General features: G+C 50.9%; 21 protein-coding genes. 7 read left to right on the top strand and 14 right to left on the bottom strand.

From position 1 onward, the window contains the following. The first annotated feature begins 9 nt into the window (after positions 1-9). Complete coding sequence (gene alr / locus VFA_RS11045; RefSeq protein WP_004726897.1) at positions 10-1,239, top strand: alanine racemase; 1,230 nt, start codon at positions 10-12, stop codon at positions 1,237-1,239. 43 nt (positions 1,240-1,282) lie between these two features. Here the strand turns inward: alr and VFA_RS11050 are convergent, their stop codons facing one another. From VFA_RS11050 to dalD, 8 genes are all read right to left on the bottom strand, one after another. After that, positions 1,283-2,215: a LysR family transcriptional regulator gene (locus VFA_RS11050; RefSeq protein WP_004726898.1), complete on the bottom strand. Its 933-nt coding sequence runs from the start codon at positions 2,213-2,215 to the stop codon at positions 1,283-1,285. 86 nt (positions 2,216-2,301) lie between these two features. Further along, positions 2,302-3,780, bottom strand: a complete 1,479-nt coding sequence (locus tag VFA_RS11055) for a BCCT family transporter (protein ID WP_232281704.1) — start codon at positions 3,778-3,780, stop codon at positions 2,302-2,304. A 49-nt stretch (positions 3,781-3,829) separates the two neighbouring features. Further along, positions 3,830-4,675 carry an NAD(P)H-binding protein gene (locus tag VFA_RS11060; RefSeq protein WP_004726900.1) on the bottom strand — a complete coding sequence of 282 codons (846 nt, stop codon included), beginning with the start codon at positions 4,673-4,675 and terminating at the stop codon, positions 3,830-3,832. 123 nt (positions 4,676-4,798) lie between these two features. Next, positions 4,799-5,458 carry an NAD(P)H-dependent oxidoreductase gene (locus tag VFA_RS11065; protein WP_004726901.1) on the bottom strand — a complete coding sequence of 220 codons (660 nt, stop codon included), beginning with the start codon at positions 5,456-5,458 and terminating at the stop codon, positions 4,799-4,801. Positions 5,459-5,650: 192 nt separating this feature from the next. Next, complete coding sequence (hxpB, locus tag VFA_RS11070; RefSeq protein ID WP_004726902.1) at positions 5,651-6,310, bottom strand: hexitol phosphatase HxpB; 660 nt, start codon at positions 6,308-6,310, stop codon at positions 5,651-5,653. Between the two features lie 63 nt (positions 6,311-6,373). After that, positions 6,374-7,648, bottom strand: a complete 1,275-nt coding sequence (locus VFA_RS11075) for an MFS transporter (RefSeq protein ID WP_004726903.1) — start codon at positions 7,646-7,648, stop codon at positions 6,374-6,376. Between the two features lie 116 nt (positions 7,649-7,764). Next, positions 7,765-9,225 carry a xylulokinase gene (gene xylB / locus VFA_RS11080; RefSeq protein WP_004726905.1) on the bottom strand — a complete coding sequence of 487 codons (1,461 nt, stop codon included), beginning with the start codon at positions 9,223-9,225 and terminating at the stop codon, positions 7,765-7,767. 9 nt (positions 9,226-9,234) lie between these two features. After that, positions 9,235-10,602 carry a D-arabinitol 4-dehydrogenase gene (gene dalD, locus VFA_RS11085; RefSeq protein WP_004726907.1) on the bottom strand — a complete coding sequence of 456 codons (1,368 nt, stop codon included), beginning with the start codon at positions 10,600-10,602 and terminating at the stop codon, positions 9,235-9,237. A gap of 235 nt (positions 10,603-10,837) precedes the next feature. On the opposite strand from dalD, the gene VFA_RS11090 reads away from it, so the two are divergent. Further along, on the top strand, positions 10,838-11,779 hold the full coding sequence (locus tag VFA_RS11090) for a sugar-binding transcriptional regulator (RefSeq protein WP_004726908.1): 942 nt from the start codon (positions 10,838-10,840) through the stop codon (positions 11,777-11,779). A 489-nt stretch (positions 11,780-12,268) separates the two neighbouring features. After that, the gene (locus VFA_RS11100; RefSeq protein WP_004726910.1) at positions 12,269-13,741 is read left to right on the top strand and encodes a C69 family dipeptidase; all 1,473 of its coding nucleotides are present in this window, start codon (positions 12,269-12,271) and stop codon (positions 13,739-13,741) included. Between the two features lie 258 nt (positions 13,742-13,999). Here the strand turns inward: VFA_RS11100 and cydB are convergent, their stop codons facing one another. From cydB to VFA_RS11115, 3 genes are all read right to left on the bottom strand, one after another. Then, the gene (cydB, locus tag VFA_RS11105) at positions 14,000-15,016 is read right to left on the bottom strand and encodes a cytochrome d ubiquinol oxidase subunit II (protein ID WP_004726912.1); all 1,017 of its coding nucleotides are present in this window, start codon (positions 15,014-15,016) and stop codon (positions 14,000-14,002) included. Positions 15,017-15,027: 11 nt separating this feature from the next. Continuing rightward, the gene (locus VFA_RS11110; protein ID WP_004726917.1) at positions 15,028-16,392 is read right to left on the bottom strand and encodes a cytochrome ubiquinol oxidase subunit I; all 1,365 of its coding nucleotides are present in this window, start codon (positions 16,390-16,392) and stop codon (positions 15,028-15,030) included. Positions 16,393-16,477: 85 nt separating this feature from the next. Next, the gene (locus VFA_RS11115; protein ID WP_004726918.1) at positions 16,478-18,802 is read right to left on the bottom strand and encodes an FdhF/YdeP family oxidoreductase; all 2,325 of its coding nucleotides are present in this window, start codon (positions 18,800-18,802) and stop codon (positions 16,478-16,480) included. A gap of 775 nt (positions 18,803-19,577) precedes the next feature. On the opposite strand from VFA_RS11115, the gene VFA_RS11120 reads away from it, so the two are divergent. From VFA_RS11120 to fdhD, 3 genes are all read left to right on the top strand, one after another. After that, positions 19,578-20,477: a bestrophin family protein gene (locus VFA_RS11120; protein WP_004726920.1), complete on the top strand. Its 900-nt coding sequence runs from the start codon at positions 19,578-19,580 to the stop codon at positions 20,475-20,477. A gap of 188 nt (positions 20,478-20,665) precedes the next feature. After that, positions 20,666-21,568, top strand: coding sequence for a LysR family transcriptional regulator (locus tag VFA_RS11125; protein ID WP_004726921.1), 903 nt, complete (start codon positions 20,666-20,668; stop codon positions 21,566-21,568). A gap of 14 nt (positions 21,569-21,582) precedes the next feature. Further along, a complete protein-coding gene (gene fdhD / locus VFA_RS11130; protein ID WP_004726922.1) occupies positions 21,583-22,443 on the top strand; it encodes a formate dehydrogenase accessory sulfurtransferase FdhD in 861 nt (286 codons plus the stop codon). A gap of 277 nt (positions 22,444-22,720) precedes the next feature. Here fdhD and VFA_RS23195 read toward each other — a convergent pair whose 3' ends face one another. Both VFA_RS23195 and VFA_RS11135 read right to left on the bottom strand, forming a co-directional pair. Continuing rightward, positions 22,721-22,870 (bottom strand): DUF2474 domain-containing protein, encoded by a 150-nt coding sequence (locus VFA_RS23195; RefSeq protein WP_004726923.1) that lies wholly within the window; start codon positions 22,868-22,870, stop codon positions 22,721-22,723. A 344-nt stretch (positions 22,871-23,214) separates the two neighbouring features. Then, positions 23,215-24,126, bottom strand: a complete 912-nt coding sequence (locus tag VFA_RS11135) for a LysR family transcriptional regulator (protein WP_004726924.1) — start codon at positions 24,124-24,126, stop codon at positions 23,215-23,217. Between the two features lie 103 nt (positions 24,127-24,229). Here VFA_RS11135 and VFA_RS11140 point away from each other — a divergent pair, with 103 nt between their 5' ends. After that, positions 24,230-25,216, top strand: coding sequence for an LLM class flavin-dependent oxidoreductase (locus VFA_RS11140; protein ID WP_004726925.1), 987 nt, complete (start codon positions 24,230-24,232; stop codon positions 25,214-25,216). 89 nt (positions 25,217-25,305) lie between these two features. On the opposite strand, the gene VFA_RS11145 is transcribed toward VFA_RS11140, so the two are convergent. Further along, on the bottom strand, positions 25,306-25,731 hold the full coding sequence (locus VFA_RS11145) for a VOC family protein (protein WP_004726926.1): 426 nt from the start codon (positions 25,729-25,731) through the stop codon (positions 25,306-25,308). Positions 25,732-25,749: the final 18 nt, after the last annotated feature.

A 25,749-nucleotide genomic window follows, 5' to 3' on the forward strand; every position in this document is an offset into this window, starting at 1 on the left:
GGAGACATTATGCGCATTAAACAAACCTTCCTTGCTTTGTCCATCGCTGCCGCCACTTTCGCGACCGCTACACCAGCGCTCAGCGCGCCTTTACATATTGCCAGCGACGACAATCAGCAACAGAACATCCAAGCAGCCAACGCTTGGCTTGAAATCAACTTGACGCAATTTCGCGACAACATCGAACAGTTCAAATCGAAGATGAACAACCACACTAAAATTTGTGCGGTGATGAAAGCCAACGCTTACGGCAATGGCATTCAAGGTTTGATGCCAACCATTCTAGAGCAGCAAATTCCTTGCGTGGCGATTGCCAGCAACGCCGAAGCGCAAGCCGTGCGCGACAGCGGTTTTAAAGGTGAATTGATGCGTGTTCGTTCCGCCAGCCTGGGCGAAATCAAAGACGCGATGCACTTGAACGTCGAAGAGCTGATTGGTAGCGCAGAGCAAGCTAAAGCGCTGTCTGCTTTGGCGAAAAAGGCCGGTCACGACATCAAGGTACACCTAGCACTGAACGACGGAGGCATGGGTCGCAACGGGATTGATATGACCACCGACGCGGGCAAAAAAGAATCACTACAAATCGCGGCCGCCAAAGGCGTGCGCATTGTCGGTATCATGACCCATTTCCCAAGCTACGATGCGGACGAAGTGCGCCAAAAACTGGCGTCATTCAACACCCATTCAGCATGGTTGATCAAAGAAGCGAAACTGAACCGCGAAGACATCCTGCTGCACGTGGCGAACTCGTTCACCGCGCTGAATGTGCCAGAAGCGCAACTGGATATGGTGCGTCCGGGCGGCGTCCTGTACGGCGATCAGCCAACCAATCCAGAATACCCATCAATCGTGTCATTCAAAACGCGCGTGGCATCACTGCACCACCTACCGAAAAACAGCACCGTGGGTTATGACAGCACCTTCACCACGCAGCAAGACAGCCTGATGGCGAACATTCCGGTCGGTTACTCAGATGGTTACCCACGTAAAATGGGCAACAAAGCGCAGGTGATCATTAACGGTCAACGTGCCAACGTGGTGGGTGTGGCGTCGATGAACACCACCATGGTGGACGTGACTCATATCAAAGGCGTGAAAGCGGGCAGCGAAGTGGTGTTGTTTGGTCATTCACAAGGCGAAACTATTTCTGCCTCGGAAATGGAAAACAACGCTGACGTGATTTTCCCTGAACTTTACACTTTGTGGGGCAGCGCGAACCCACGGGTTTACGTGAAATAAGCTTCCGTTCTCAAGTTAAAAGCGAGCTATTCAGCTCGCTTTTTTAGTTCATATCGACATAGTCGAGCCAGAATGGCCGCTCGCCGAGGTGGTTCAGCAGCAAACTGACAAAATCATCAACCAACAAGCTGCGCTGGCGATTGGGATAGATGGCGTAGATGCCGGTACTCATGGTGGAAATCACATAATCCGGCAGCAATTGCACTAACCCCGCCTCTTCTAATGACTCTTCCAAACCAAACATGTCAATCAGTCCATACCCGACGCCCTTTTTGATCGACTCCACCACCAGCTTCACATCATTGACTTTGAAGTTGCCTTTCATGGTCAGGTTAAGCATCTCTTGGCTGCTCGGTTCGCAACTGATGGTCAGTTTATCCAACGTCACATCGCCATTGGCGTAAATCACCGCAGGTAGCGCAATTAATGCCTCAGGGCTTTGCGGCAAGCCATGTTTCGCCACGAAATCATTGGACGCGATCAGCACAAAATTGGTGTTGGTGATCTTCTTGGCGATCAAGTTGGAATCGGCCAATTTGCCGATTCGAATGGCGACATCAAACTTATCCGCAATAATGTCGGCGCGTTTGTCATCTAAGATCAGCGTCAGCTCTACATCCGGGTATTTGCCAATGAACGCATCCAGCACCGGCTGTAAATAGCGCTGGCCGAAGTAGTTAGGCGCAGCAATTTTGATGCTACCACTCGGTGTTAATTGATGCGTTTCGGCAATGCGCTGAATATTGTTGAGTGTGTCTTCCAACACTTGTGCTTGCTGATAGATCTGCTCCCCCACCGGCGTTAGTGAAATGGTGCGGGTTGAACGATTAAGCAATTGCACGCCCAAGCTCTGTTCCAGTTTTTTGATCTGCTTTGACAGCGCCGAGTTATCCATATCATGCAATAACGCCGCTTTGGTAAATGACCCCTGACGAACCACATCGACAAACAGAGACAACTGGTGACTAATTGACATAGATTATCCAATCAAAAAAGCAATAAAGGGTGAAGCCGTTCTATCTAAACAATGCATGTCTAAACAATGCATGGTGAGTGACGGCTTTAGGCAGTCGACGATTGATATTGTTTGACCATATCATTCAACATAGAAACGATTTGCACAATGAGAACAAACGTGAAAGGTAGCGCTCCGGCAATGGCGACCTGTTTGTTGAGGTTCACATCGTTGATATAGATCAGACTGAGCGATAAGCCCAGCAGTACAACCGCCCAGAGCATGGTGTTTCTTTTCCCAGTTTTTCCATCCAACATACCGCAAACCAGTAACGCAGAATCAGCGCTGGTAATGATAAAAGTGATTAACAAAACAATCGCGAGGCAGGCAATCATGCTGCCATGCGGCAATTGGTCCAAAAACAGAAACAAGCCTTGCGTATAATCCAGATCCACAGCATCAATAATTAGACTAGCAGAGGCTTGTTCCAAAGCCGTACCACCAAACACCGTGAACCATAAAACTGAGGCCAATGACGGTACAAGCGCGACACACAGAATAAACTGGCGAACCGTCCGACCTTGGCTAATTCTTGCGATGAAAGGGCCAACAAAGGGCGCCCAGGCGATCCACCAGACAATATAGATAATCGTCCAGCCCACACTCCATTGCTCATCGTTGGGCGCAAGTGAAAATGAAACGTCGGGTAAGATTTCGACGTAGCGAGCCGTAGATGACAGCACGCGATTTAGAATCGTGATGGGGTCAAATGACATCACGACAAACATCATCATCACCAATAGAAGCACGATGTTGAGTTGACTCAGTCGCTTAATTCCCTTGTTTAACCCCAGTAATGATGAGCCTGTAAAGCAGATAGAAATCAAAAAGATGATGCTGTACCTAAACAGCACAGAGTCTGCATTGACACCAAAAATATTCTCCACACCCGCCTGAATCAAAGCAATGGTATTGGCAAACGTCCCCGCGACACCAAACAGAATCGCCACAATGGCCAACCAATCCATGGTCACAAATAAACCGCGTTTAGACTCAGCATTCACACTGGAAGAAATGAACAAAGGTCGCCCGCGATTAAACGTAAACCACGCGATGGTAAGCCCAGCCAACGCATAGATACACCATGCATGTAGTCCCCAGTGGAAATAAGTCAGCGCCAAAGCGTTGTCGATTTTATCTGCAGGCGAAATGCCAAAAGCAGGCATATGAGCAAAATGTGACGTTGGCTCCGCGACGCCCCAAAAGACCAATCCTGATCCCATGCCACAGGTAAACAGCATGGTTATCCAACTAAACGTTGAGAATTCAACCTTGGCCGCTTGCCCCCCTAATTTGATATTCCCTATCGGGCTCATTGCAATCAGCAAGCACACAAAAATCGTAGCGGACGAGAACAACAAGAAGCTGAGACCAAAACGTTCAACGAAGGTTTGCGTGACATGAGAAATCGCGGAAATGCTATAGCGTGGAAATGCGATGAGAACCAGAGATAACAGCGTAACAACAATGAAACCATAGTGCTCATAATGTAGCTGAAATCTGCGTCGGGTAACTGATGAGTTCATAGTATTGATCTTAAGTTGTTGTCTAAATGCCACTTGTCGTGGCATTTATTTATGATTTCAAACGTTGAAAGTACTCATCCCACGTGATGTGTTGCCTGCCCGCTGCAGCGTAAAACTGACTTTCATTGTTCAGTTGGTTGGTCTGAATGCTCTCATATATGCCACCCACCACATTCCCTAAGAAATCGCCCAATTCAGGAATACGGCTCAATCTAAATGCTTCAGTATCCATTGGAACATAAACTAAGTGCGTATTAAAAGTTTCATTTAAATAACGCACCAATTGATACTGGCTCATTGGCTGACCATTGAGATTGTAAATCTGGCCATTGTGCTTATCGTCGGTCAGAAGTTTCGCGTAGGCATAAGCCAATTCATCACGCGTGGTATAACTACATAAGCCATCTCCGGCACTATTTGCCACTTCACCGGCGGCAACGTATTCATTCAAATATTCCACGTCCGGTTCGATGTAAATCCCATTGCGCCCAATAACCCAATCCAATCCAGATTGCTGAAGCATCAACTCGGTTTTTCGGTTACTTTGCACCACAGGAGAAAACGCAGTGTCGTGCTCTGCCCCTTGAATACTGGTATAAACGATTTTACGAACACCAGCTCGCTGCGCCGCCGTAATGACATTGCGATGTTGAATCATGCGTTCATCTGCATGGCTCATACTCGTCACCATCAATAACGTATCAATGCCTTGCAGTGATTTTTCAAGCTGTGCCTGTTGATTGTAATCGCCTGGACGAACCTCAACACCCAACGACATCGCTCTTTCAACGGTACGCGCGAGCGCTACCACTTGATGAGATGGCGTAAACTGAAGCAGTGCTTTGACAACGGCTGAGCCTAATTGTCCACTGGCTGCTGCGATGGCTATTTTCATCTTACTTTCCTCGACAAAGCGTAGCATCTCACTACGCTTTGTCACTGATACTCAAAGACCCAATACATGGTTCGATAAAGTGTGAGTCACGTTTTAATGCATGTACTCATCATCTATCTAAAATCAAAGAACAGTCAGAACGTCTTCCATTGGCAAACGCGCTTTTGGCAAGCCATGGTTGTAGTCCTCCAGCTCTAGGTGGTAACCCATTGCGACTGCCACATCACACACATACCCATCCAGCTCTTCGCTGAACACTTCGCCAATCAGCGCTTGGTCGACACCTTCCATCGGAGTGGAATCGATGCCCAGACGCGCCAGCACGTGTAAAAGGTTACCCAATGCGATGTATGTTTGCGCTTTGGTCCAGTGACCGTTGAAGCCGTTTTCGTCGGTGTTGGACTCGGCAAAGGTATACGCACCATTGAGGAAACCGTCGTAACGCTCCGCTGGCAGGTGACCTGAAGAGACTTCAACGTCCGCAACTTTGCGATAATCTTCTTTAGTGAATTTAGGGTTGTATGCCAGCAACACGGTGTGCGACGCCGCTTTCGCGTGCGGTTGGTTGAACTGGTGCATGCGGGAAAATGTGTCGTGGAAACGCTGCTTCGCGGCATCACTCTCAATCACAATGAACTTCCAAGGCTGTGCATTGATCGATGAAGCCGACAGGCGCAGCGCCTCTTTGATGATCGCCATATCGTCAGATGAGATTTTTTTGTTCGCATCATAACGTTTGGCTGTGTAACGTTTAGTTAGGTCGGCAATAATTTGGTTAGACATGGTATTTCCCCGCAAAAATAATGGATGCTTGGCTCTCGCTCAAGCTGGCGACTGAGTCGCTGTGTTTTCAAAGTGATTGCATTATGCGTCGGAATCCGCGGGGATTCGATTGCCAACACTGCCAAACATTGTGGAACTAAAAATCCATAATCAACGCAACCACTGAGGCTTATTTAACCACAATTACGCCTATCATGACGCTCGGCACTGGGTACGCAAGGCGTCAATCACCGCTGTCAGGTTGAAAAATTGAGCGTCAGCAATGGCAAAGCGCGCTTGGTCAGCATGTGGTGATACCAAATACGTGGTCATCTGGGCGCGTTTGGCCGCAGTTAAGCCGGTAAAGCTGTCTTCAATCACCAAGCAATCCGGCACCGCAACGTCGAGCTTACGAGCAGCGGTCAAGTACACATCCGGTTGCGGCTTGCCGTGCTTTTCATCTTCCGCACTGCAAATCACGCTAAATTTGTCCCACAGCGCTAAACGATCAAACACCGCTTGGATCACCACATGGTTTGAAGAGGTCGCGAGCGCAATGCGCATGCCTTGTTCGGCAAAAAATCGCAAGGCGTCGTAGACACCAGCCATCGCTTCGCCCGTTGCCGAAATGCGCTGACATAGCTTGGTCAGAATCAGGGTTTCTAACACTTGTGAATCAACCGACAGCGAATACGTTTGACACCAGGTGCGTGCGATCTCATCAATGCGCTTGCCCATGGTCAGTTGTTCGCAGTCCTGACGGGTGATCGCCACACCAAACCCAGCCAACGATTCAATCTGCGCTTCTTGCCACAGCGGCTCGGAGTCAATGATCACGCCATCCATATCAAAAATTACTGCTTTCTTGTTCATACTTACCTCAAAAAAAATAAAAAAGGGATGGCAATCAAAGCCATTGCCATACCCTAAACCGTGTTATGCAACGGTGACTTTACCTGAATCAACAAATTCGGTTTCAAATCCAGGTTGCTCCACCTTGATGCGATAGGTGAAGAAAAACGCCAGCACGTACAAGGCAGTATAGGCAATCACGACCCCGATGGTGCTGAAGTACGGCAACACGATCACCGCAATCGCTGGTGCCAAAAAGTTCGATAAACCAGCCGACAGGTTGTACACCGAAATCGCCGCGCCTTTATGATTCGGCTCCAAGGCCGGAAAAACGGCGGCCATTGGCACAAATGCGGCGACAAAAATACCCAGCGCAATCGCCGGGATCAGCGCCATAGCGAAGTTATTGCCAAAGTGCTGCGGAATGTAATAGAACGCAAGGCTCGACAGCGCCATGCCCACACACCCAAACCAGCGCACCACTTTCAACCAACCCAGTTTTTCGCCCATGATGCCCCAGAAGACATTGGAAAAGATGGTGGTGAAGAAGAAGACCGCCCACACCTGAAGCCATTCGGATGTCGTAAAGCCTAAATCGTCGACAAACATCATCGGCATGATGACCGCAAAACCAAACAGCGACAGCGTATTGATGATGCGAACAAAGCTGGAATAGAGCACATTTTTGTTGGTGTAAAGCAGCGTCACGGCGCGGCTGAGCTCGGTCAGTTTCTGCTTGGTGGTGAGATTGTGCATGTGCGTTGGCGTTTTCACCTTGCGCAGCGCAATCATGGCAATCAAACCGCCAGCGGCACAAAACGCCAGTGACAGCCACAAAGTACCCAGCTCGCCAATCCAAGGAATAGTGAAACTTGGAATGTAGCTTCCGGCCACGCCGATGCCGATCGAATACACCGTCCAGAACCAACCCAGCGCGGAACTGACACCATCACTGCGCACGTTGTGCACAATCACCACAATGAAGGAGTAGAGGAACAGCGGATAAGCAAAGCCGCGAATGCCGTAGAACAGCAAAATGAGCGCGTAGTTTGACTGCCCTAACCCGAAGGTTAAGAACAGAACGTGGAAAGTACACCACAGCAAAAAGCCGATTTTCATTGTTTTCTGCGGTGTGATGATTTCTGCGACCACACCGGACACCCAAGCTGCCAGCGCAGCGGCTAAACCATACAGCGTAAAGGCAAAAGAGGACTGCGCTGGCGTAAAGCCCAACTCAGTGATGTAGTGCGACAGGAATGCCAGCTCAAAGCCATCGCCGGTCATAAAGATGGCAATCGCGATGTATCCCCAGATCAGATTGAGCGGCAATCCAAGCCACTGTTTGCTTACGTTTTCCATATATTCCTCGTTTCGTAGGGTAAAGGAATCCCACGCCCCTTTGCAGGGGCGCAGTCCATGAGGTTTGTGATGATTCTTCTAAAAATTCTTTTTAAATAGGCTCTTAATGGCCGAGGTTATGACCGTAAGGCCAAATCGTTTTGATAAAGGGCGCGGAACCGGGCATAGCGCTCGCTCAACACGGGCTTGCGATCCGCGCAAGGTTGGTAAATGCGGTGAATGTCTGGCTTTTTACACACCTGTGCCACGGTTTTACCGGACGCCAAACATGCCAGACGCGCTGCGCCCAGTGCGCCGCCGGTTTCACCGCCTTTGTGCGTCACAATCGGCAGGCCAAGGGTGTCTGCCAGCAATTGCGCCCAGAATGGGCTGCGAGCGCCCCCGCCGACCAACGAACACTGGTCAATCTGGGTGCCGCTGTCTTGCAAGACGCGCAGACCATCGGCAATCCCAAAGCTCACACCTTCAATCACGGCATAACCCAACAACGCGCGATGGGTTGAATGGCTCATGCTGTGGAACATGCCCATGGCTTGCGGGTCGTTGTGCGGCGTGCGTTCCCCAGAGAGGTAAGGCAAGAACAGCGGCGCTTTGGCTTTTTCTTCCTCACTCAATTGCTCGATGTCCGCCAGCAGTTCCACCTCGGTCGTTCCGACAATGCGGCAGAACCACTGCAAACAACTGGCGGCACTGAGCATGACGCTCATCTGATGCCAACGCTGTGGCAATACATGACAAAACGCGTGCACCGCCGATTGAGGCGCGGGGCGATATTGTTCGTTCACCACAAACAGCACTCCAGATGTGCCCAAGGAGATAAACGCATCGCCCGGATTTACCGCGCCAACACCAATCGCACTCACGGCGTTATCACCGCCGCCACCAGCAACAATCACCGATGGACTCAAGCCCCATTTGTGCGCCATCTCCGCCGAGAGCGACGCCGACACATCGCACCCTTCCACCAATTCAGGCATCTGAGCGCGCGTCAGTTGGCATGTATCCAGCAGCGCATCGGACCAATCGCGCTTGGCGACATCCAGCCACAAGGTGCCGGCCGAATCCGACATATCCGAGACTTTGCGTCCGGTCATTTTGAGGCGCAGATAATCTTTTGGCAGTAGCACGGTCTGAATGCGCGCAAAGTTTTCCGGTTCATGTTTACGCACCCAAATCAGCTTCGGTGCGGTAAACCCCGGCATGGCCAAGTTGCCCGCAATGTCATGCAAATCCGGTGCTGCCGCTTCCAGTTCCGCGCACTCTTCGTGGCAACGCGTGTCGTTCCACAAAATCGCCGGGCGAATCACTGCGTCGTGGTCATCCAGCAACACAGCACCATGCATCTGCCCCGACAGGCCAATCGCTTTGATTGCGCCCCAATGTTCGGTGCACTTTTCTCGCAACGCGCCAATCAGATAGTTAGTCGCTTCCCACCACTCTTGCGGCGCTTGCTCAGACCAATGCGGATGCGGGCGTTGAATCGTCAGCGGCGCGCTGTGCGTGGCGACGGTTTCACCGTGCTCATCAATCACCAGCGCTTTCACTTCCGACGTACCAAGGTCAATTCCTAAATACATACCTGCTCCTTACTGAATCATGGGGTAAACGGCGGCGATTTTTTCGCGCAGCAGCGCTTCAAATTCAGCGCGCTCAGCCAATTCACCAAACAATGCTTTGTCATGTGCATAGACTGCAATTGGGTCTACCGACTCAAACATCGCATGCACTGCCGCCGCATCCAGAATGCCGTCTTGATACTCATAAGGCAGCTTGCCTTGGTGCCACTGCTGCATAAACACGAAGAACAACGCAGGCAACATCGCGGTTGCTTGCGGCGCGACGCCACGTTGGTAACACTCGATCATCGTTGGGGTGATCATCGCCGGAATTTTCGAGAAACCGTCTGCCGCCACACGCTGGTTGGTGTCTTTGATGTATGGGTTAGTAAAACGCTCTAACACCACATCACGATACGTGGGCAGGTCGATACCGTTGTCACCCAAGCAAGGGATCACATCCTGCGTCACGTAATCATGCGCAATTTTGTAGATGCTCTTGGTCAGCGTGCTGTCGTGAATAAACGACTGCCCCAGCAAGGTGCCCGCCCACGCAATGCAGCTGTGCGATGAGTTGAGAATGCGGATTTTCGCTTCTTCATACGGGATCACTGAATCCACCATTTCAACGCCCACCGTTTCCAGCGCTGGCCGAGCGTCTTTAAAGTTGTCTTCAATCACCCATTGAATAAAGGTTTCGCCCATCACGGGCGCTTGATCATCAATGCCCGTTTGCTGTTTGATGCGAGCCGGTAGATCAGCCGCTGGGCGCGGCGTGATGCGATCGACCATCGTATTCGGACAGGTGGTGTTCTCTTTCACCCATTGCAACACATCGGTTTTGCCAGTCAGCGTCAGAAACTCCATCAACCCATCGCGAAAACGTTCGCCGTTGTGACGCACGTTGTCACAGTTAAGCAGCGTCACCGGGCCTGCCTCGTCCGCCATGCGGCGCTCAAGAATTTTCGTCACGGTGCCGTAAATGGTTTGATGACCGCCGTTGAGATCAGCGTTTAAGACCGCACTGTCGACATCCAGCGTATGGTCGGTTTTGAGGTAGTAGCCCCCTTCGGTCACGGTAAAAGCGATGACTTTCGTCTGCGCTTTGGCCCCTTCGTCAATCAGCGGTGCCAGATCAGCTTGCCAAGGCAGCAGCGTTTGAATCGACTTGATGACTTCGTAGTGACGCTCACCCGCCGGACTCACGGTTTCCAGCACGTATTCGCCGTTTTGCGCTCGCAACGCGTCGACGGTGGCTTCGGCATCATTGCGAATGTTGCCCGCAGCGATATGCCAGCGTTGATCGCCCGATGCCAACAATTTGTGCAGATACCACGCTTGGTGCGCGCGGTGAAATGAACCCAGACCGATGTGAAGCCACGTGTATTGGTTTGTCATGATGATTCCTCGTTCTTATTGAATGACGCCACTCTAATCGATCAAATTATCAAATAAAGAGCCATAGATCACAAATGAACAAAAGACCGCTAATGGGTCTTTTGTTCATTTGTGAGTAATTGATAGCTATTGCACTCCGCAAGCGTTCGCGAGAAGATACGAGGTATTCGCGCGCCCAAGACGAAAAATCAAAGCTTTAGAACAGGCGCAAGACATTGAATAGTAAGGATGAAACGTGGCAAGAGACGACAGTTTTAAAACCGACCAAATGGTGCGTGCCGCTTGGATGTATTACATCTCCGGCCGCAATCAGAGCGATATTGCGTCTGAACTCGGTTTATCCCGTCCGGTGGTACAACGTTTGATTGCGGCGGCCAAAGAGGAAGGCATTGTTTCGGTTGGCCTGCACCACCCGATTTCAACCTGTTTAGATTACGCAGAACTGCTGAAAGCGAAGTATCAACTGGTGGAGTGCAACATCGTCCCGACCACCAGCGGCGAGGAAACCTTAGATAACGTGTCGTTTGGCTGCTTTCAGTTGATGTCGAAATACGTCAAAGACCAACAGAATCAAATCATCGGTATCGGCTCGGGACTGACGCTGAAAAAAGCGATCAACCGGATTGATTTCGAATCGCCCAATAGCCAATGCGTGGCGTTGATCAGCGCGATGGGCGTGAATGGTCAATGTAACTACTACGATGATGTACCGCTGATTCTGGCGCGGAAAATTCGCGCCAACTATTACCAGTTGCCTGCACCGCGTTACGCCCTGTCAGCCGATGAACTGAAAGTTTGGACAGGCATGCGTGTGTTTGAAGAAGTCGCCGCCGTTGCCAGCAACGCCAACGTGGTGTTTATCGGTATTGGCTCATTGAGTAAAGCAAGCCCAATCATCCAAGATGGCTTTATCTCCGCCGATAAGGCCGACGAGCTAAATCAACAAGGCGCCGTGGGAGAAATTCTCGGCCGCTTCATCAACGCCCAAGGTGACGTGATTGATTGCGCCATCAACACCTTCATCACCAGCCATGATATTCGCAGCAACGACTGCCCACGCATCGGCGCTGCCTGTGGTGAAGACAAACGCCCCGCCATTCTCGCCGCGCTGCGCGGTCGCTGGATCAACGGTTTGGTCACCGACGAAACCACCGCCCGCTGGCTGTTGACTCAATAGATAGCAAAAAGGAACGCTCAGCGTTCCTTTTTCATTGCATCGCACTCTCGCCACTTAACCCATCCTGATATGGATTAAATCCTTCAACATATCCATTTCGTTACGCGTCAGCTTGGCCTGAGACATTGGTTGTTCAACACCCATCAGCATGCCTCGATTTTCAAGATGCTGCACATTCAAATGTTCAGCACGACGCTTTTCCCCTCACTTTCAATGCGAAAGTTATCTATATTTAAATATGCAAAAACGCATATTTTTCAAATAATTATCCATAAAAACAAATACTACTTATGTGATCAATTGATGAATATTTGTTCTTCTTGGCAGTTACACTCCAAATGCAACATTCTGATGAATACTACTCGAGTTGGATCTCAATCTTATTTATCTTACCCCTGAGAACCGACCCGGTAGAGATAACAACAATAAATTCTGCAAATACAACAGACATGAACTTCGGTTCTTTCACATGATATGCGGAGAATAAAGATGAAAACTTGGTCTGTAACTTTTTTAGCCAGCGCAGTGGCCATTGCGCTTAGTGGCAACGCTCTCGCTTGTACCGGAATCATCGTTGGTAAAGGTGCTTCAACCGACGGCAGTATTATGATTGCCCGCAACGAAGACTTTGGTATCAATAACTGGAACAAGTATTTAGAGTATCGCCCTGCACAGGACAACGAAGAGGGAGATTGGACGCTGGGTAACGGACTTGTTGTTCCTATGCCTAAACACTTCTTCGCCTACTCAGCGATACCAGATTGGGATGCCAAAACTGTCGATGGCGACGGTAAATTTTACGAAGAACGCGGCGTCAATGAGCACAATGTCGCTATTTCGGCGACAACCAGCGTAGAGATCAACGAGAAAGTCGCGAAAGTCGATCCTTTGGTCGAAAATGGCGTAATCGAAGCCATCATTCCTACCCTACTTCTTCCTCAATCTACCAGTGCTAAGCAAGCGGTTGAGCTACTTGGCAACTACGTTGAGACCTATGGTGCTGGTGAAGGAAACAGCCTGTACATTGCCGATATCAATGAAGCTTGGCTGTTTGAGATCGGTTCAGGTCACCATTGGATCGCAGTAAAAGTACCTGATGATAGCTACGCAATGATTGCTAACGGTTTACGTGTTCATGGTGTGGATTTATCGAGTAAAGATGTCCTGCACTCAAAAGGCATGTTTGAGTTTGTTTCTGATCACAAGTTACTCGACAAGGCGGACAAGACGTCATTTAACTTCGCAAAAGCGTTTGGCGTCGTTGGCGATGAGTACAATACCGACCGAGAATGGTTAGGACAAAAGATGCTAACGCCTTCAAAACATCAGCAAAGCCGCATCGCTCAGTACCCACTGTTTATGAAGCCAGATGAGAAAATCTCAGTTGAGGATGTCGCAGAGTTATTGAGTGCGACCTACAAAGGCACCGTGTTGGAAGGGAAGAGCACACGTCCAATCCGCGTAGAGCGTCAGGTAGAATCGCATATTATTCAGCTAAGAGAGCAAATGCCAAAAGAACTTCAGGGCGTTATCTGGCAAAGCTTTGGCGTACTTCCTGAATCTGTGCTCGTCCCCCTTTACTCGACGTTGACCGACTATCCAAAAGCGTACCAAGTTGGTGATGACACCTATAGCGACGACTCCGCATACTGGCAGTTCCGAAGCTTAACCGCACTCGCAGCGGCGAATCCAGACAAGTATCTACCTCTACTTAAGGAAACTTGGGATAAGGAAGAAATACGCTTGTACAAACAAGTCGCGAATTTAGATAAGACACTAACGACGATGTACAAAGAGGATAAACAAGCTGCACTAGATATGGCCGCTGACTATTCTTATGGACAGCTTAAACGTACGTTGGACATAGCAACGGACATCCGTTACAAAATGATGACTGACTTAACTAAGAGCACTGAGAAAAAGTACTCTGAAGAAGAGTTCAAAAAGATCATGAGTTTGTGAACCTAAGATTCTAGCAAACACGTTGTAGATGAAATCCGCCTGTCTAGCGCGGATTTCATTTAAAAAATAATGTGTGTGATGCATAGAGATGGTTTCAATTTTCTTAGCTGAAGATCGAGCTTGTCATTTTGCTCTTGAAACCTCTCTTTCCTGATCTGGTCGTGCTGAGATACCTCTTCACTCAGGGAGTTTGATCAGATAACTCCGTCATCCTGTCTATCAGTGTCATCTGAAGCCCTTTTTATGGGCGGGACGGTGTTAGTGATACGCCTCGCCCACCTGCACTTTGCCGCGAAAGACGTAGTAACCCCAAGCGGTGTACGCCAGAATTACGGGCAGGATAAACAGCACGCCTATCAACGCAAACAGTTGGCTGGAAAGCGGTGACGCCGCCTGCCAGAAGTCAACCGATGGCGGAATGATGGTCGGCCAAATGCTGATCATCAGACTCACATAGCCGAGTGCAATCAAAAACAGCGTGGCAACAAACGGTTTGTAAGAGTGGCGTTTGCGCAGATTACGCAGAATCAGCGCCACGGCAATCACCGCCAACACTTCCACTGACGCCGTAAAGACCCAGTGATGACCGCTCAGCCATAAGTTAGCGACTTGCGGGTTTAACCACGCGGTCCACACCGCCACCATCGCAATCATCACGATCAACGCGTAAGTCAGCGGGCGGCTGTAGTGGCGCATTTTGCTCTCCAGCATGCCGTCGGTTTTCATCAGCAACCAGGTACTGCCCAGCAGCGCGTAGGTCAGCGTCAAACCCAACCCACACAGCAGTGGAAACGGCGCCAACCAGTCAAAATCACCACCGGCAAACTGGCGGTTCACCACGGGAATGCCCGCGACGTAAGTGCCCAGTGCGACGCCTTGGAAAAACGCCGCCATGATCGAGCCACCAATGAACGCTTTATCCCACCAGTGACGCGATTTCGCTGACGCTTTAAAGCGAAACTCAAACGCGACGCCACGGAAAATCAGCCCTGCTAACACCAGCACCAGCGGCAGATACAGCGCTTCCAGAATGACGGAATACGCCAATGGGAATGCGGCGTACAACGTCGCACCGCCAAACACCAGCCAGGTTTCGTTGCCATCCCACACTGGCGCGACCGTGTTCATCATCACATCGCGCTCTTTCGGGTCGGAGATGAACGGAAAAAGAATGCCTAAGCCTAAGTCAAAGCCATCGAGAATCACGTACAGCAGCAAGCCAAACGCGATGATCACGGCCCAAATCACGGATAAATCGATACCTTGAATGGTCATGTTGTCCTCCTTTATTTCGCCAGACTGAGCGGGTCATCGCTCACGCGTTCTTGCTCAACCGCTGTCGGGCCTTTGCCCACCAGACGCATCATGTAGGTGATCCCGACGGTAAACACCGAGAAGTAAATGATGACAAACAGCGCCAGCGTGATACTCATCTGCAATACATCATGGTTCGACGCCGCATCGCGGGTGCGCATCATGCCGTACACCACCCATGGCTGACGGCCGATTTCGGTCGTGAACCAGCCTGCCAGCAGCGCAATCAGTCCCGATGGCCCCATCAGCAGGACAAAGCGATGGAACAACTTGGTGTCGTAGAGTTTGCCTTTGCGACGCAGCCACAACGCAGTCAGGGCAGACAGAATCATCAACATGCCAAGGCCAGCCATCACGCGGAAACTCCAGAACACGATGGTTGAATTGGGTCGGTCTTCTTTCGCAAAGCTTTTCAGCGCCGGGATCTGTTTCTCCAGGCTGTGGGTCAGAATTAAGCTGCCCAGATACGGCACTTCAAGGCTGAAGCGGGTTTTCTCCGCGTCCATATCCGGAATCCCGAACAGGATCAACGGCGTCGCTTCGCCCGGTTTGTTTTCCCAGTGCCCTTCAATCGCCGCAATTTTCGCGGGTTGATGCTCAAGCGTATTTAAACCGTGTGCATCGCCCACCACCGCTTGCAGTGGTGCCACCAGCAGAATCATCCACATCGCCATGGAGAACATTTTTTTCACTTCAGCACTCTTGCGACCGCGCAGTAAATGCCAGGCCGCTGAAGCGGCAACAAAGAATGCCGTCGACAGGAAGGCAGCCAATGCCATGTGCGCCAGTCGGTAAGGGAATGACGGGTTGAACACGATTTTAAACCAGTCGACAGGCACCACGCGGCCATCCACAATTTCAATGCCTTGCGGGGTCTGCATCCAACTGTTGGATGACAGGATCCAGAACGTTGAAATCAGCGTGCCGATCGCCACCATCACCGTGGCAAAGAAGTGCATGCGGCGGCTGACTTTGTGCCAGCCAAACAGCATGACACCCAAAAATCCGGCTTCGAGAAAAAAGGCCGTCAGCACTTCGTAGGTCAGAAGTGGGCCGGTGACACTGCCGGCAAAATCAGAAAAGCGCGCCCAGTTGGTGCCAAATTCGTACGACATCACCAAGCCGGACACCACGCCCATGCCAAAGTTAACGGCAAAAATTTTGCACCAGAAGTGATACAGGTTTTTGTACACCGGATTGCCGGTTTTCATCCAGCGCCATTCCAGCACCGCGAGAAAACTGGCCAGCCCAATGGTGATCGCCGGAAAAATAATGTGAAACGACACCGTGAACGCAAACTGAATGCGCGCCAGGTCGAGAGCCTCTAAATGAAACATACCAGAATCCTTAATCTTTCAGAGGTCGCTGACCCTGCCGCACAACACAAGGCAGGGCCAATGAGATAAACAGAAGTAAACCGAATTACAGTGCAGTGGTTGGAATCACGCTGCTTGGTTTGGCTTTTTCCAGTTTGATGGCCACAAACTTGGAGGTCGGCGTAAAGGTGCGGTCGCCGTAGCTATCGAGCGGTACCAGCGGATTGGTTTCCGGGTAATACGCCGCGGCCTGCCCGGTTGGCATGTCATACGCCACCAGTTCAAAACCGCTGACACGGCGCTCCAACCCGTCGTCCCACAAGGTCACCAAGTCCACTTTATCGCCCGGTTCATAGCCCAGACGACGAATGTCCTCTGCGTTGACGAACACCACATCACGCATACCAAACACGCCGCGATAACGGTCATCCAGCCCATACAACGTGGTGTTGTACTGATCGTGGGAACGCAGGGTTTGCAGGATCAGATCCGGCGCATCGCCGCGTTGAATCACGTTTTCGTTCACCAGTTGCTCCGGCAGCGCTGGCGCAGCAAACTGCGCTTTCCCGCTGGCGGTATTCCATTCACGACGGGCCGCCGTATTACCCAGGTAAAAACCGCCCGGATGCTGCAAACGCTGATTGAAGTTTTCAAACCCGGGAATGGTGTCAGCGATCAAATCACGAATGTGACTGTAATCAGCGATCGCCCAGTCCCAGTCGATTGGGAAATTACCCAGTGTCGCTTTGGCAATCCCCGCCAGAATCGCAGGCTCAGAACGTAGAGATGGCGAGCGCGCTTTGAGCTGGCCATAGGAGAGGTGCACCATGCTGAAAGTATCTTCAACCGTCACGCCCTGCGGGCCGTTGGCCTGAATATCGATTTCAGTACGGCCAAGGCATGGCAGGATCAACGCATCGCGACCAGTCACCAGATGTGAACGGTTCAGTTTGGTGGCGATGTGTACGGTCAGCTCGCAGTTGCGCAGCGCATCATGAGTACGTGATGTATCCGGCGTCGCCTGCGCAAAGTTACCGCCAAGGCCGATAAACACTTTGGCGCGCTTCTCTTCCATCGCCTTGATGGCAAGCACGGCGTTATGGCCATGTTCGCGCGGCACTTTGAATTGGAAGCGTTTTTCCAGCGCATCTAACAGAAACTCCGGCGGCTGTTCATCAATCCCCATGGTGCGGTCACCCTGCACATTACTGTGACCGCGCACCGGTGATAACCCGGCACCCGGTTTGCCAACGTTCCCGCGCAGCAGCTGCAAATTCACCACTTCCTGAATGGTCGGCACAGAGTGACGGTGCTGAGTCAACCCCATCGCCCAGCACATCACCACACGTTCAGCACGGCGATACATACGCGCCAGCACTTCGATTTCATCGAGTCCCAAACCCGATTGCTGAGTGATGTGTTTCCACGAGGTACGATCGACAACGTTTAAGTAAGCCTCCACACCCGTCGTGTGCTCACGAATAAAATCGTGGTCGAAAACCGGCGCCTCACCCAATGCTTGCGCTTCGCGCTCCCATTGCAGCAGAAACTTCGCCATACCGCGGAACACAGCCATATCCCCGCCCAAAGCGGGGCGGAAATAAGCACTACTGGTCGGCTCCGAGCCGTTGCTCAGCATTTCAATCGGGTGTTGTGGGTGTTGGAAACGTTCCAAACCGCGTTCTTTGAGCGGGTTCAGACAGATCACCTGTGCGCCGCGTTTAACCGCTTCACGCAAAGGTTCAAGCATACGCGGGTGGTTGGTCCCCGGGTTCTGGCCGATGACAAAAATCGCATCCGCCAATTCCAAATCTTTAAATACCACCGTCCCTTTGCCGACCCCGATGGTGTCGGACATGCCAATCCCACTGGCTTCGTGGCACATGTTTGAACAGTCAGGGAAGTTATTGGTGCCAAACGCTCGCACAAACAGTTGATAAATGTACGCCGCCTCATTGCTGGCACGACCAGAGGTGTAAAATTCCGCTTCGTCCGGAGACGCCAGCGCGTTGAGATGGCGTGCGACCATCGCAAACGCATCGTCCCAGGAGATTTCGACGTAGTGATCAGTTTCAGAATCATAACGCATCGGATGACTCAGGCGGCCCTGGTATTCCAGCCAGTAATCGGTTTGTTTCGCCAGTTCCGAAACGCTGTATTTGGCAAAGAAATCCGGATCCACAAGACGGCTGGTGGATTCCCAGTTGACGGCTTTTGCGCCGTTTTCGCAGAAATTCACCATCCCGCTTTCCGGCGATTCACCCCACGCACATCCCGGACAATCGAAGCCGCCGTTCTGGTTGGTTTTCAACATCGCTCTCAGGTTACGAAACGCATTCTCACTGCCTAACCAGCTTTTGGTGACCGCTTTGAGCGCGCCCCAGCCTGCTGCAGGTCCGGGATACGCTTTAATGTGTTCCTTTTGGTTCATGACGACACTCCTCTCTAGGAATTTCAATGAACGATGCGTTATTTACCGGTGAGCGATGGCAAATATGATTTCGACCATTTGTGCTTATATTGATGCACAAAGATGCACGAAATAAATAAGGTTCATTGAGTTGTAATTAAACACAACCAACGATATTTTTTGGTCGTGCCTTTTATTTTCCTAGAGCGTAAATCGTATTTTCACGACCGTCCAATTGAACTTATTGAATTAATCATCGACGAAATCTATCACTCAGACAAAGCAGAAATAACCACACAAAAAGTAATTTATTGATTCATTATTCAATGAAAGCAGACGTTATTTTTAATCTCGACTCACGCTCAAGACGCATACATTTCGAATAAGCACACCGATGCACTTGTTCGAGTAACTCACTCTAAATTCGGCACTTATTTTTACTTCAAATACGGAACCAACCATGGGTTTCGCGTGATAGAAACGCTCTATCACGTGATAAAAACAACTGATTTGACCCGGGGTGTTTTCGATCTTACTCTTGATTCAGATCAAAAAACATGCAGATTTTAATCGCAATCGAGTCAGTTTTTGTATCCGTTTTTGTATCCGTTTTTGTATCCGTTGTTGTCAGTGTGCTAAATCAGACCTTCGACAAAATAGCGTTTTTAAAAAGCATGTGAGATGCCATTCAACCGGCATCATCAATAGGATTAAAATAGAATATTGTCGCCATTGAACACTTCAACAATAATATTCTGCTTAAAGTAACGTTAAAACTATTACTCATGGAAAAATCATGATCGTTCATCCTAAACCTAATTTAACGAACATTTTATTTTCATTAAAAGGTTCCATTGCAAAACGTATTGCTAAACGCAGTTTTATGATCACCGCTCTGGCGTCATTAATTGTGTTAGTGGAAGGGATGTTGCCGACATTTTTTACCCATGTGAATGCCACGCCGTTTACTTTGTTGGGTATTTCGCTGTCCATCTTTATGAGTTTTCGTAACAATGCCTGTTACTCACGTTGGTGGGAAGGTCGTCAGGCGTGGGGACACGTGATTACCGAAGTGCGCTCATTTACCCGCGCCAGTGAAGTGATTGACGATGAAGCATTACGTACGTCGCTGTTAAAAGAGCTGTGCGGTTTTACCCACGCGTTGGCGGCGCGGCTGCGTAACGAAGATGAGTATCAGGCTGCGAAAGACTGGCTCAGTCAAGGGGCAGAGACATACGGACACAACGTCAGCGACGGAATTTTGCGCCATATCAGTCGCGGCTATTCCAAGCTCGCCAAAGCAGGCAGCATCAGTGAGTGGCGTTATGTGGTGCTGGAAGAGCGGTTGCAACACCTGTCGGAGGCACAAGCAACGTGTGAACGTATAAAAAGTACGCCACTGCCCTTTCCGTACACCTTGCTCTTTCACCGCACCAACTACATTTTCTGTTTGTTGTTGCCGTTTGCGATGGCAGAACCGTTGGGCTGGATTGCGCCGATTTTTACCACCATCGTCAGCTACACCTTTTTTGGTTTAGATGCGATTGGGGACGAACTGGAAGATCCCTTTGGCCGTGATGAAAACGATCTGCCAATGGATGCGCTGGTCAGAATTATTGAACGTGACGTTTTGGACGCGCTCAACGTGGCGGAGCTGCCACCGATTTTGCAACCGGTTGATTATGTGCTCAACTAGTCGAAACGCATAGCCACCCCAACGGATTTGGCGCAGCGGACACCGCTGCCACTTCAAGTCCGGCGGGTATAAGATAATAAGTACTGAGCACACTCAGTCTGTCAGTCTCAACACAAGTGGCCGAATAACAATACGAGCACGACAACGTGCCGCCCAAGTAAAAAACACCGGCCGCTTAAGGAAGCATTATGGACATTAAGCAATTGAAATATCTCATTGCACTCGACGAAACCCAACACTTTGGGCAAGCCGCTGCAATGTGCCACATCACGCAGCCCACTTTGTCGATGCGCATTCGCAATCTGGAAGACGAGCTGCAACTGACCCTGATTAACCGCGGTCAGCGTTTTGAAGGGTTTACTGAAGCGGGCGACCGCATTCTGGCCTGGGCGCGCAGCGTGCTCGCTGCCCACGATGGGTTACAGGCAGAAGCAGCGAATTGCCGCGGCCAGTTGGTGGGCAGCCTGCGTTTTGGCATGGTGCCGCTGGCGAGCCTGAATCCCATGGCACTGCTTGAGCCGCTGTCTAAACGCTACCCTGAACTGCGGTATCAGTTGTGCTCGGTGACGTCTGAACAGGTGATTGACGGCCTCAACCGCAATCAGTTGGATTTGGGCTTGTGCTATCTCGATCAGGTCGATACCACCCATTTTGAAGTGATTGAACTGGCGGCTACCAGCATGGGGCTGCTGCACGATACCCGTCATTTCGGATTTGCTGACACGCAGATGGATTGGGAAAGCCTCGGCCATATTCCGCTGGGTTTGCTGACCAAAGGGATGCATTACCGCCAGTCGATTGACATGAGCTTTAGCAGCAAAGGGATTGAGCCACATATTCAGGTGGAGAGTGATTCCACCTTTCAGTTACTGCAAGCGGTCCATGCCGGGTTGTGCTGCGCCATCATGCCACTGAACAGCGGTATGGAGACCATGAACGAGCACTTGCGCATGATTCCGATTGCACAGGCCGAAGTGCATTCACGCATCGGCTTACTGATGCGCAAAACCGAGCCGCGCTCCGCGTTGGCTGAGCGTTGCTTTGCCAAAGCACAGAAAATTTTTGCTGCCAACCACAACGTGTCGGATTAAACCGGGAGATCACCATGACGTGCACTGTGACTCAACTGACCGAACTGGCTGAAGCGAATTTCGCTCCGCCCGCCCCTGATCAATATGGCTATGTCGAAATGAATGCCGAACACACCCAAGGCGTCAATGCGCTAGCCAGTGAAACGGCGTTGTCGATCAGCTACAACGGCATCAGCCACGCAGTCATGATGGTGACGCCCGGCAACCTTGAAGATTTCGTCAAAGGATTCAGCATCAGCAGCGGCATCGTCGAGGCTGCCAGCGAAATCCACGACGTGCAATTGAGCATGGGGGCAGAGTCTCATCATGCCGCCGTCGACATCGCCAATCGCGCCTTCTGGTCGCTGAAAACCCAGCGTCGCCAACTGGCCGGCACCAGCGGTTGTGGCATTTGTGGTGTCGAAGCGCTGGATCAAGCGCTGCCATCGTTAACGCCGCTGTCTCCTGTTGCGCCACCGAATCCGGTTCTGTTCAACGGATTGCGCGATCGTATTCAACAAGCACAGGTTCTGGCCCGTCATAGTGGCGCGTTGCACGCGGCTTTATATGCCAACGAACGAGGCGAGATCACGCTGTGCCGCGAAGATATTGGCCGCCATAACGCATTGGATAAATTGATTGGTGCGATGGTCAATGACAAAGTGAATCCACAACACGGCTTTGTGGTGATGACCAGTCGCTGCAGCCTGGAACTGATTCACAAAGCGGTGCGCGCCAAAATCGCCACCTTAGTGACTTTGTCGGCACCGACGGCGTTGACCGTGCAATGGGCACGTCGCCATCATCTGAACCTGATTCATCTGCCAAAAGGCAGCGCACCGCGCTTATACAGCCCGGCCCCGGTCAGCAGCAATATTGTCGGTCTGCACCGTTAATTTCTACTGCGGAGACAACGTGCTCCGCGGTTATTTTCACTTTCTCGATTATTTTTACTTTCTCGATAATGGATACCCCAATCACCTTGGGTAACAAGGGTATGTTTACGTTGTTCCTCTTCGCAACGACTTGAGATAAATAATTCTATTTCCGACGGAATTATTTATCTCTTTTTTTTACCCCGAATATCGATAATAAAAAAGCGAACAACGTCATCGTCATTCGCCTTATTTCTTCTCGCACAATTGAAACATTAAAATCTGCTTTGCCAACGATTCAGTGGCTACTCATCCCTGCAGCAGACATCAGGGCACGAAAGCCCATGGCGACAACGCCCAGCGTCAGCACACTGCCCGTCCAGATGGCGCCCATCCACAGCAGGTCCATCGCCGTTGAACGCGGTTTCTCTTTCAAATGATGATTCATGATCGACTCCCAATAATAGATTCACCAACGGAAAGTTATTTCCGTCAGCCGAATCAATACAGACTTGATTCATCCATATTAATCCTCGCGTCACTTGGGTCAAATCGGTTTAATAAATAGACTCATCGATGTCATCAATCACTAAAAATAATACGTTGAACCCCCGATGAATTTAATTTGCACCTTTCATTATTATGTATCCTCAAACTAATTGGAGTTGCAGGTAGGCGGCGAGCGATTTAATCCCCATGAGCATAGATCAACTATGTGATTGGGTCGGGCTGGCGCACCAGTTAAGTCGTGAAGCCAACACCGCTGCAACTTCAATTAGGCAGAGGATATGTTTAATCGAATTGGCCTTGCTGCGCAAACTCTACCAACTCATCAATCACAAAGCGGACTTTCGGCAATAAATGGCGGTTCTTCGGCCATACGGCGTGAATCGGCGATGAACCTGCACAATGGCCCGGTAACACCTCCTGCAATCGGCCCGCTTGCAAATCATCACGAATCAGCCACAGCGGCAACTGGGAAATTCCGCAGCCAGCGATCACGGCTTCACGTATCGCGTCGCCGTCACTGAATTCATGGGTCGCTGGCGGCTTAAAACGCACAGTTTCGCCGTCGCAGTTTTTCACTACCCACGAGAGCGGCTGATTCTGCTTTAAACTCACCACGCAGTCGTGATTTTTCAGATCATCAAAACTGGATGGCACGCCACGGCGCGCCACATAATCCGGCGCCGCACACATCACCATTTTTTGTACCGTCAGATGACGCGCCACCAGCCCGCTGCTTTCCTGCAGTTCACCAATGCGCACCACCACATCCAGCCCTTCTTCGACGATATCGACAAAGCGTTCGTTGAACGTCACTGCCAGCGACAGTTCCGGATACTGTGCGCTCATGGCCAAGAGCAAAGGCAGCACCTTTTTGCGCCCGAATGCCGCAGGAAGATCAATCCGCAGCTTACCCGATGGCTTGTCGACTTTGGCTTGCAACAGCGCTTCAGCGCACTCAAGCTGCCCCAGAATATCGAGGCAGCTTTTGAGGTACGCCTCCCCTTCCGGCGTCAGTGTCAGTTGACGCGTGGAACGATGCAGCAGCTTGACGCCAAGGCGCTCTTCCAAACGCGACACGCTTTTCGCCACCGCAGATTTAGTGAGGTTGAGCCGCTCGGCAGCGGCGGTGAACGTTTTGTGCTGAGCGGTGCAGACAAACGCTGTGATGCCGCTGAAATGATCGTCTTTACGCATAATTGTAGAACTGAATTCAACATAGAATCGATTTGAAGGCAGTTTATCTTAGTTAAAGAAACAGGCATAGTCTCATCATTACTGATAACAAGAATGAGTCGTCATGCCTTTACCTCCGTTTTCGATTCTGGATTTGGCTCCGGTTTCAGAAGGTTCTGATTTCCATCAGACATTTCAACAGTCCGTTTCGTTGGCTCAACACGCCGAAAAGCTTGGCTATCAACGTTTCTGGATGGCCGAACACCACAACATGCCAGACATCGCCAGCGCCGCGACCGCTGTGCTGCTCAGCCACATTGGCGCGCAAACCGACACCATTCGCCTGGGTTCCGGCGGCATTATGCTGCCCAACCATGCGCCGCTGATTATTTCAGAACAATTCGGCACGCTGGACGCCTTGTATCCGGGCCGGATTGATTTGGGTCTTGGCCGCGCGCCGGGCACCGATTACCCGACGATGCATGCACTGCGCCGCGATCCTGAGCGAATGGATCCTGATTTTGATGAACTGCTGGAAGAGCTGCAGTTTTTTATGGGGCCGATTTCTGATAACCAGCCGGTCCGTTCGTTCCCGGGTAACAATGCCAAGGTGCCTTTGTGGCTATTAGGATCAAGCACTTACAGCGCGCGCCTTGCCGGTATGAAGGGGCTGCCTTTTGCTTTTGCGGCTCACTTTGCACCGGATGCGATGCTGCGTGCGTTGGAGATTTACCGCGAACACTTCCGCCCGTCGGAACAACTCGACCAACCTTACGCCATGATTGGGGTGAACATCATTGTGGCAGAAACCGACCGTCAGGCGCAGTATCTGGGCACGACGGAGAAACAGAAGTTTCTCAAGATGATTCGTGGTGGGCGCGACAAGCTGCCGCCACCGGTGATGAGCATGGATCCACTGTGGTTGCCGCATGAGCAGCGTCAGGTGGAAAGTCAACTGCGTGAATCGATTCACGGCAGTCCGGACACGGTGCGTCGCCGCATTGAAGCACTCGTTGAACGCACAGGCGCTGATGAGATCATGGTCAACGCGATGATTTATGATCATCAGGAGAAGCTGCGTTCTTACGAACTGCTGGCGGAATTGCGCTAAACGTTTCCAGCACACCCCGTGTCAGGGGAGTCAGCATTCAACGTCAAAAGCCGTGTGAACACACGGCTTTTGGTTTGTTGCGAGCAAAACTATTTAGCAAACAGCTGACTCATATCTTTGAACGCTTTGAATTCCAACGCGTTGCCGCACGGGTCGAAGAAAAACATCGTGGCCTGCTCGCCAACCTGCCCCTGAAAGCGAATATACGGCTCAATCACGAACTCGACCTGATGCGATTTCAACCGCTCTGCCAGCGCTTCCCAATCGTTCCACGCCAAAACCACACCAAAGTGCGGCACCGGCACATCATGGCCATCGACGGGGTTGGTCACTGCCCGCTCCTGAACGGCCGTTTTCGGGTGGTAGTGAATCACTAACTGATGACCGAAGAAATTGAAATCGACCCAACGCTCAGCCGAGCGCCCCTCTTCCAGACCAAACACCTGATTGTAAAACTGACGTGCAAGCGAAACATCGTAAACCGGAATGGCCAAATGAAACGGCTGTAAACTCATGCAAACTTCCTTGGTTAT

The organism is Vibrio furnissii CIP 102972, assembly GCF_000176175.1.
GTDB lineage: Bacteria > Pseudomonadota > Gammaproteobacteria > Enterobacterales > Vibrionaceae > Vibrio > Vibrio furnissii.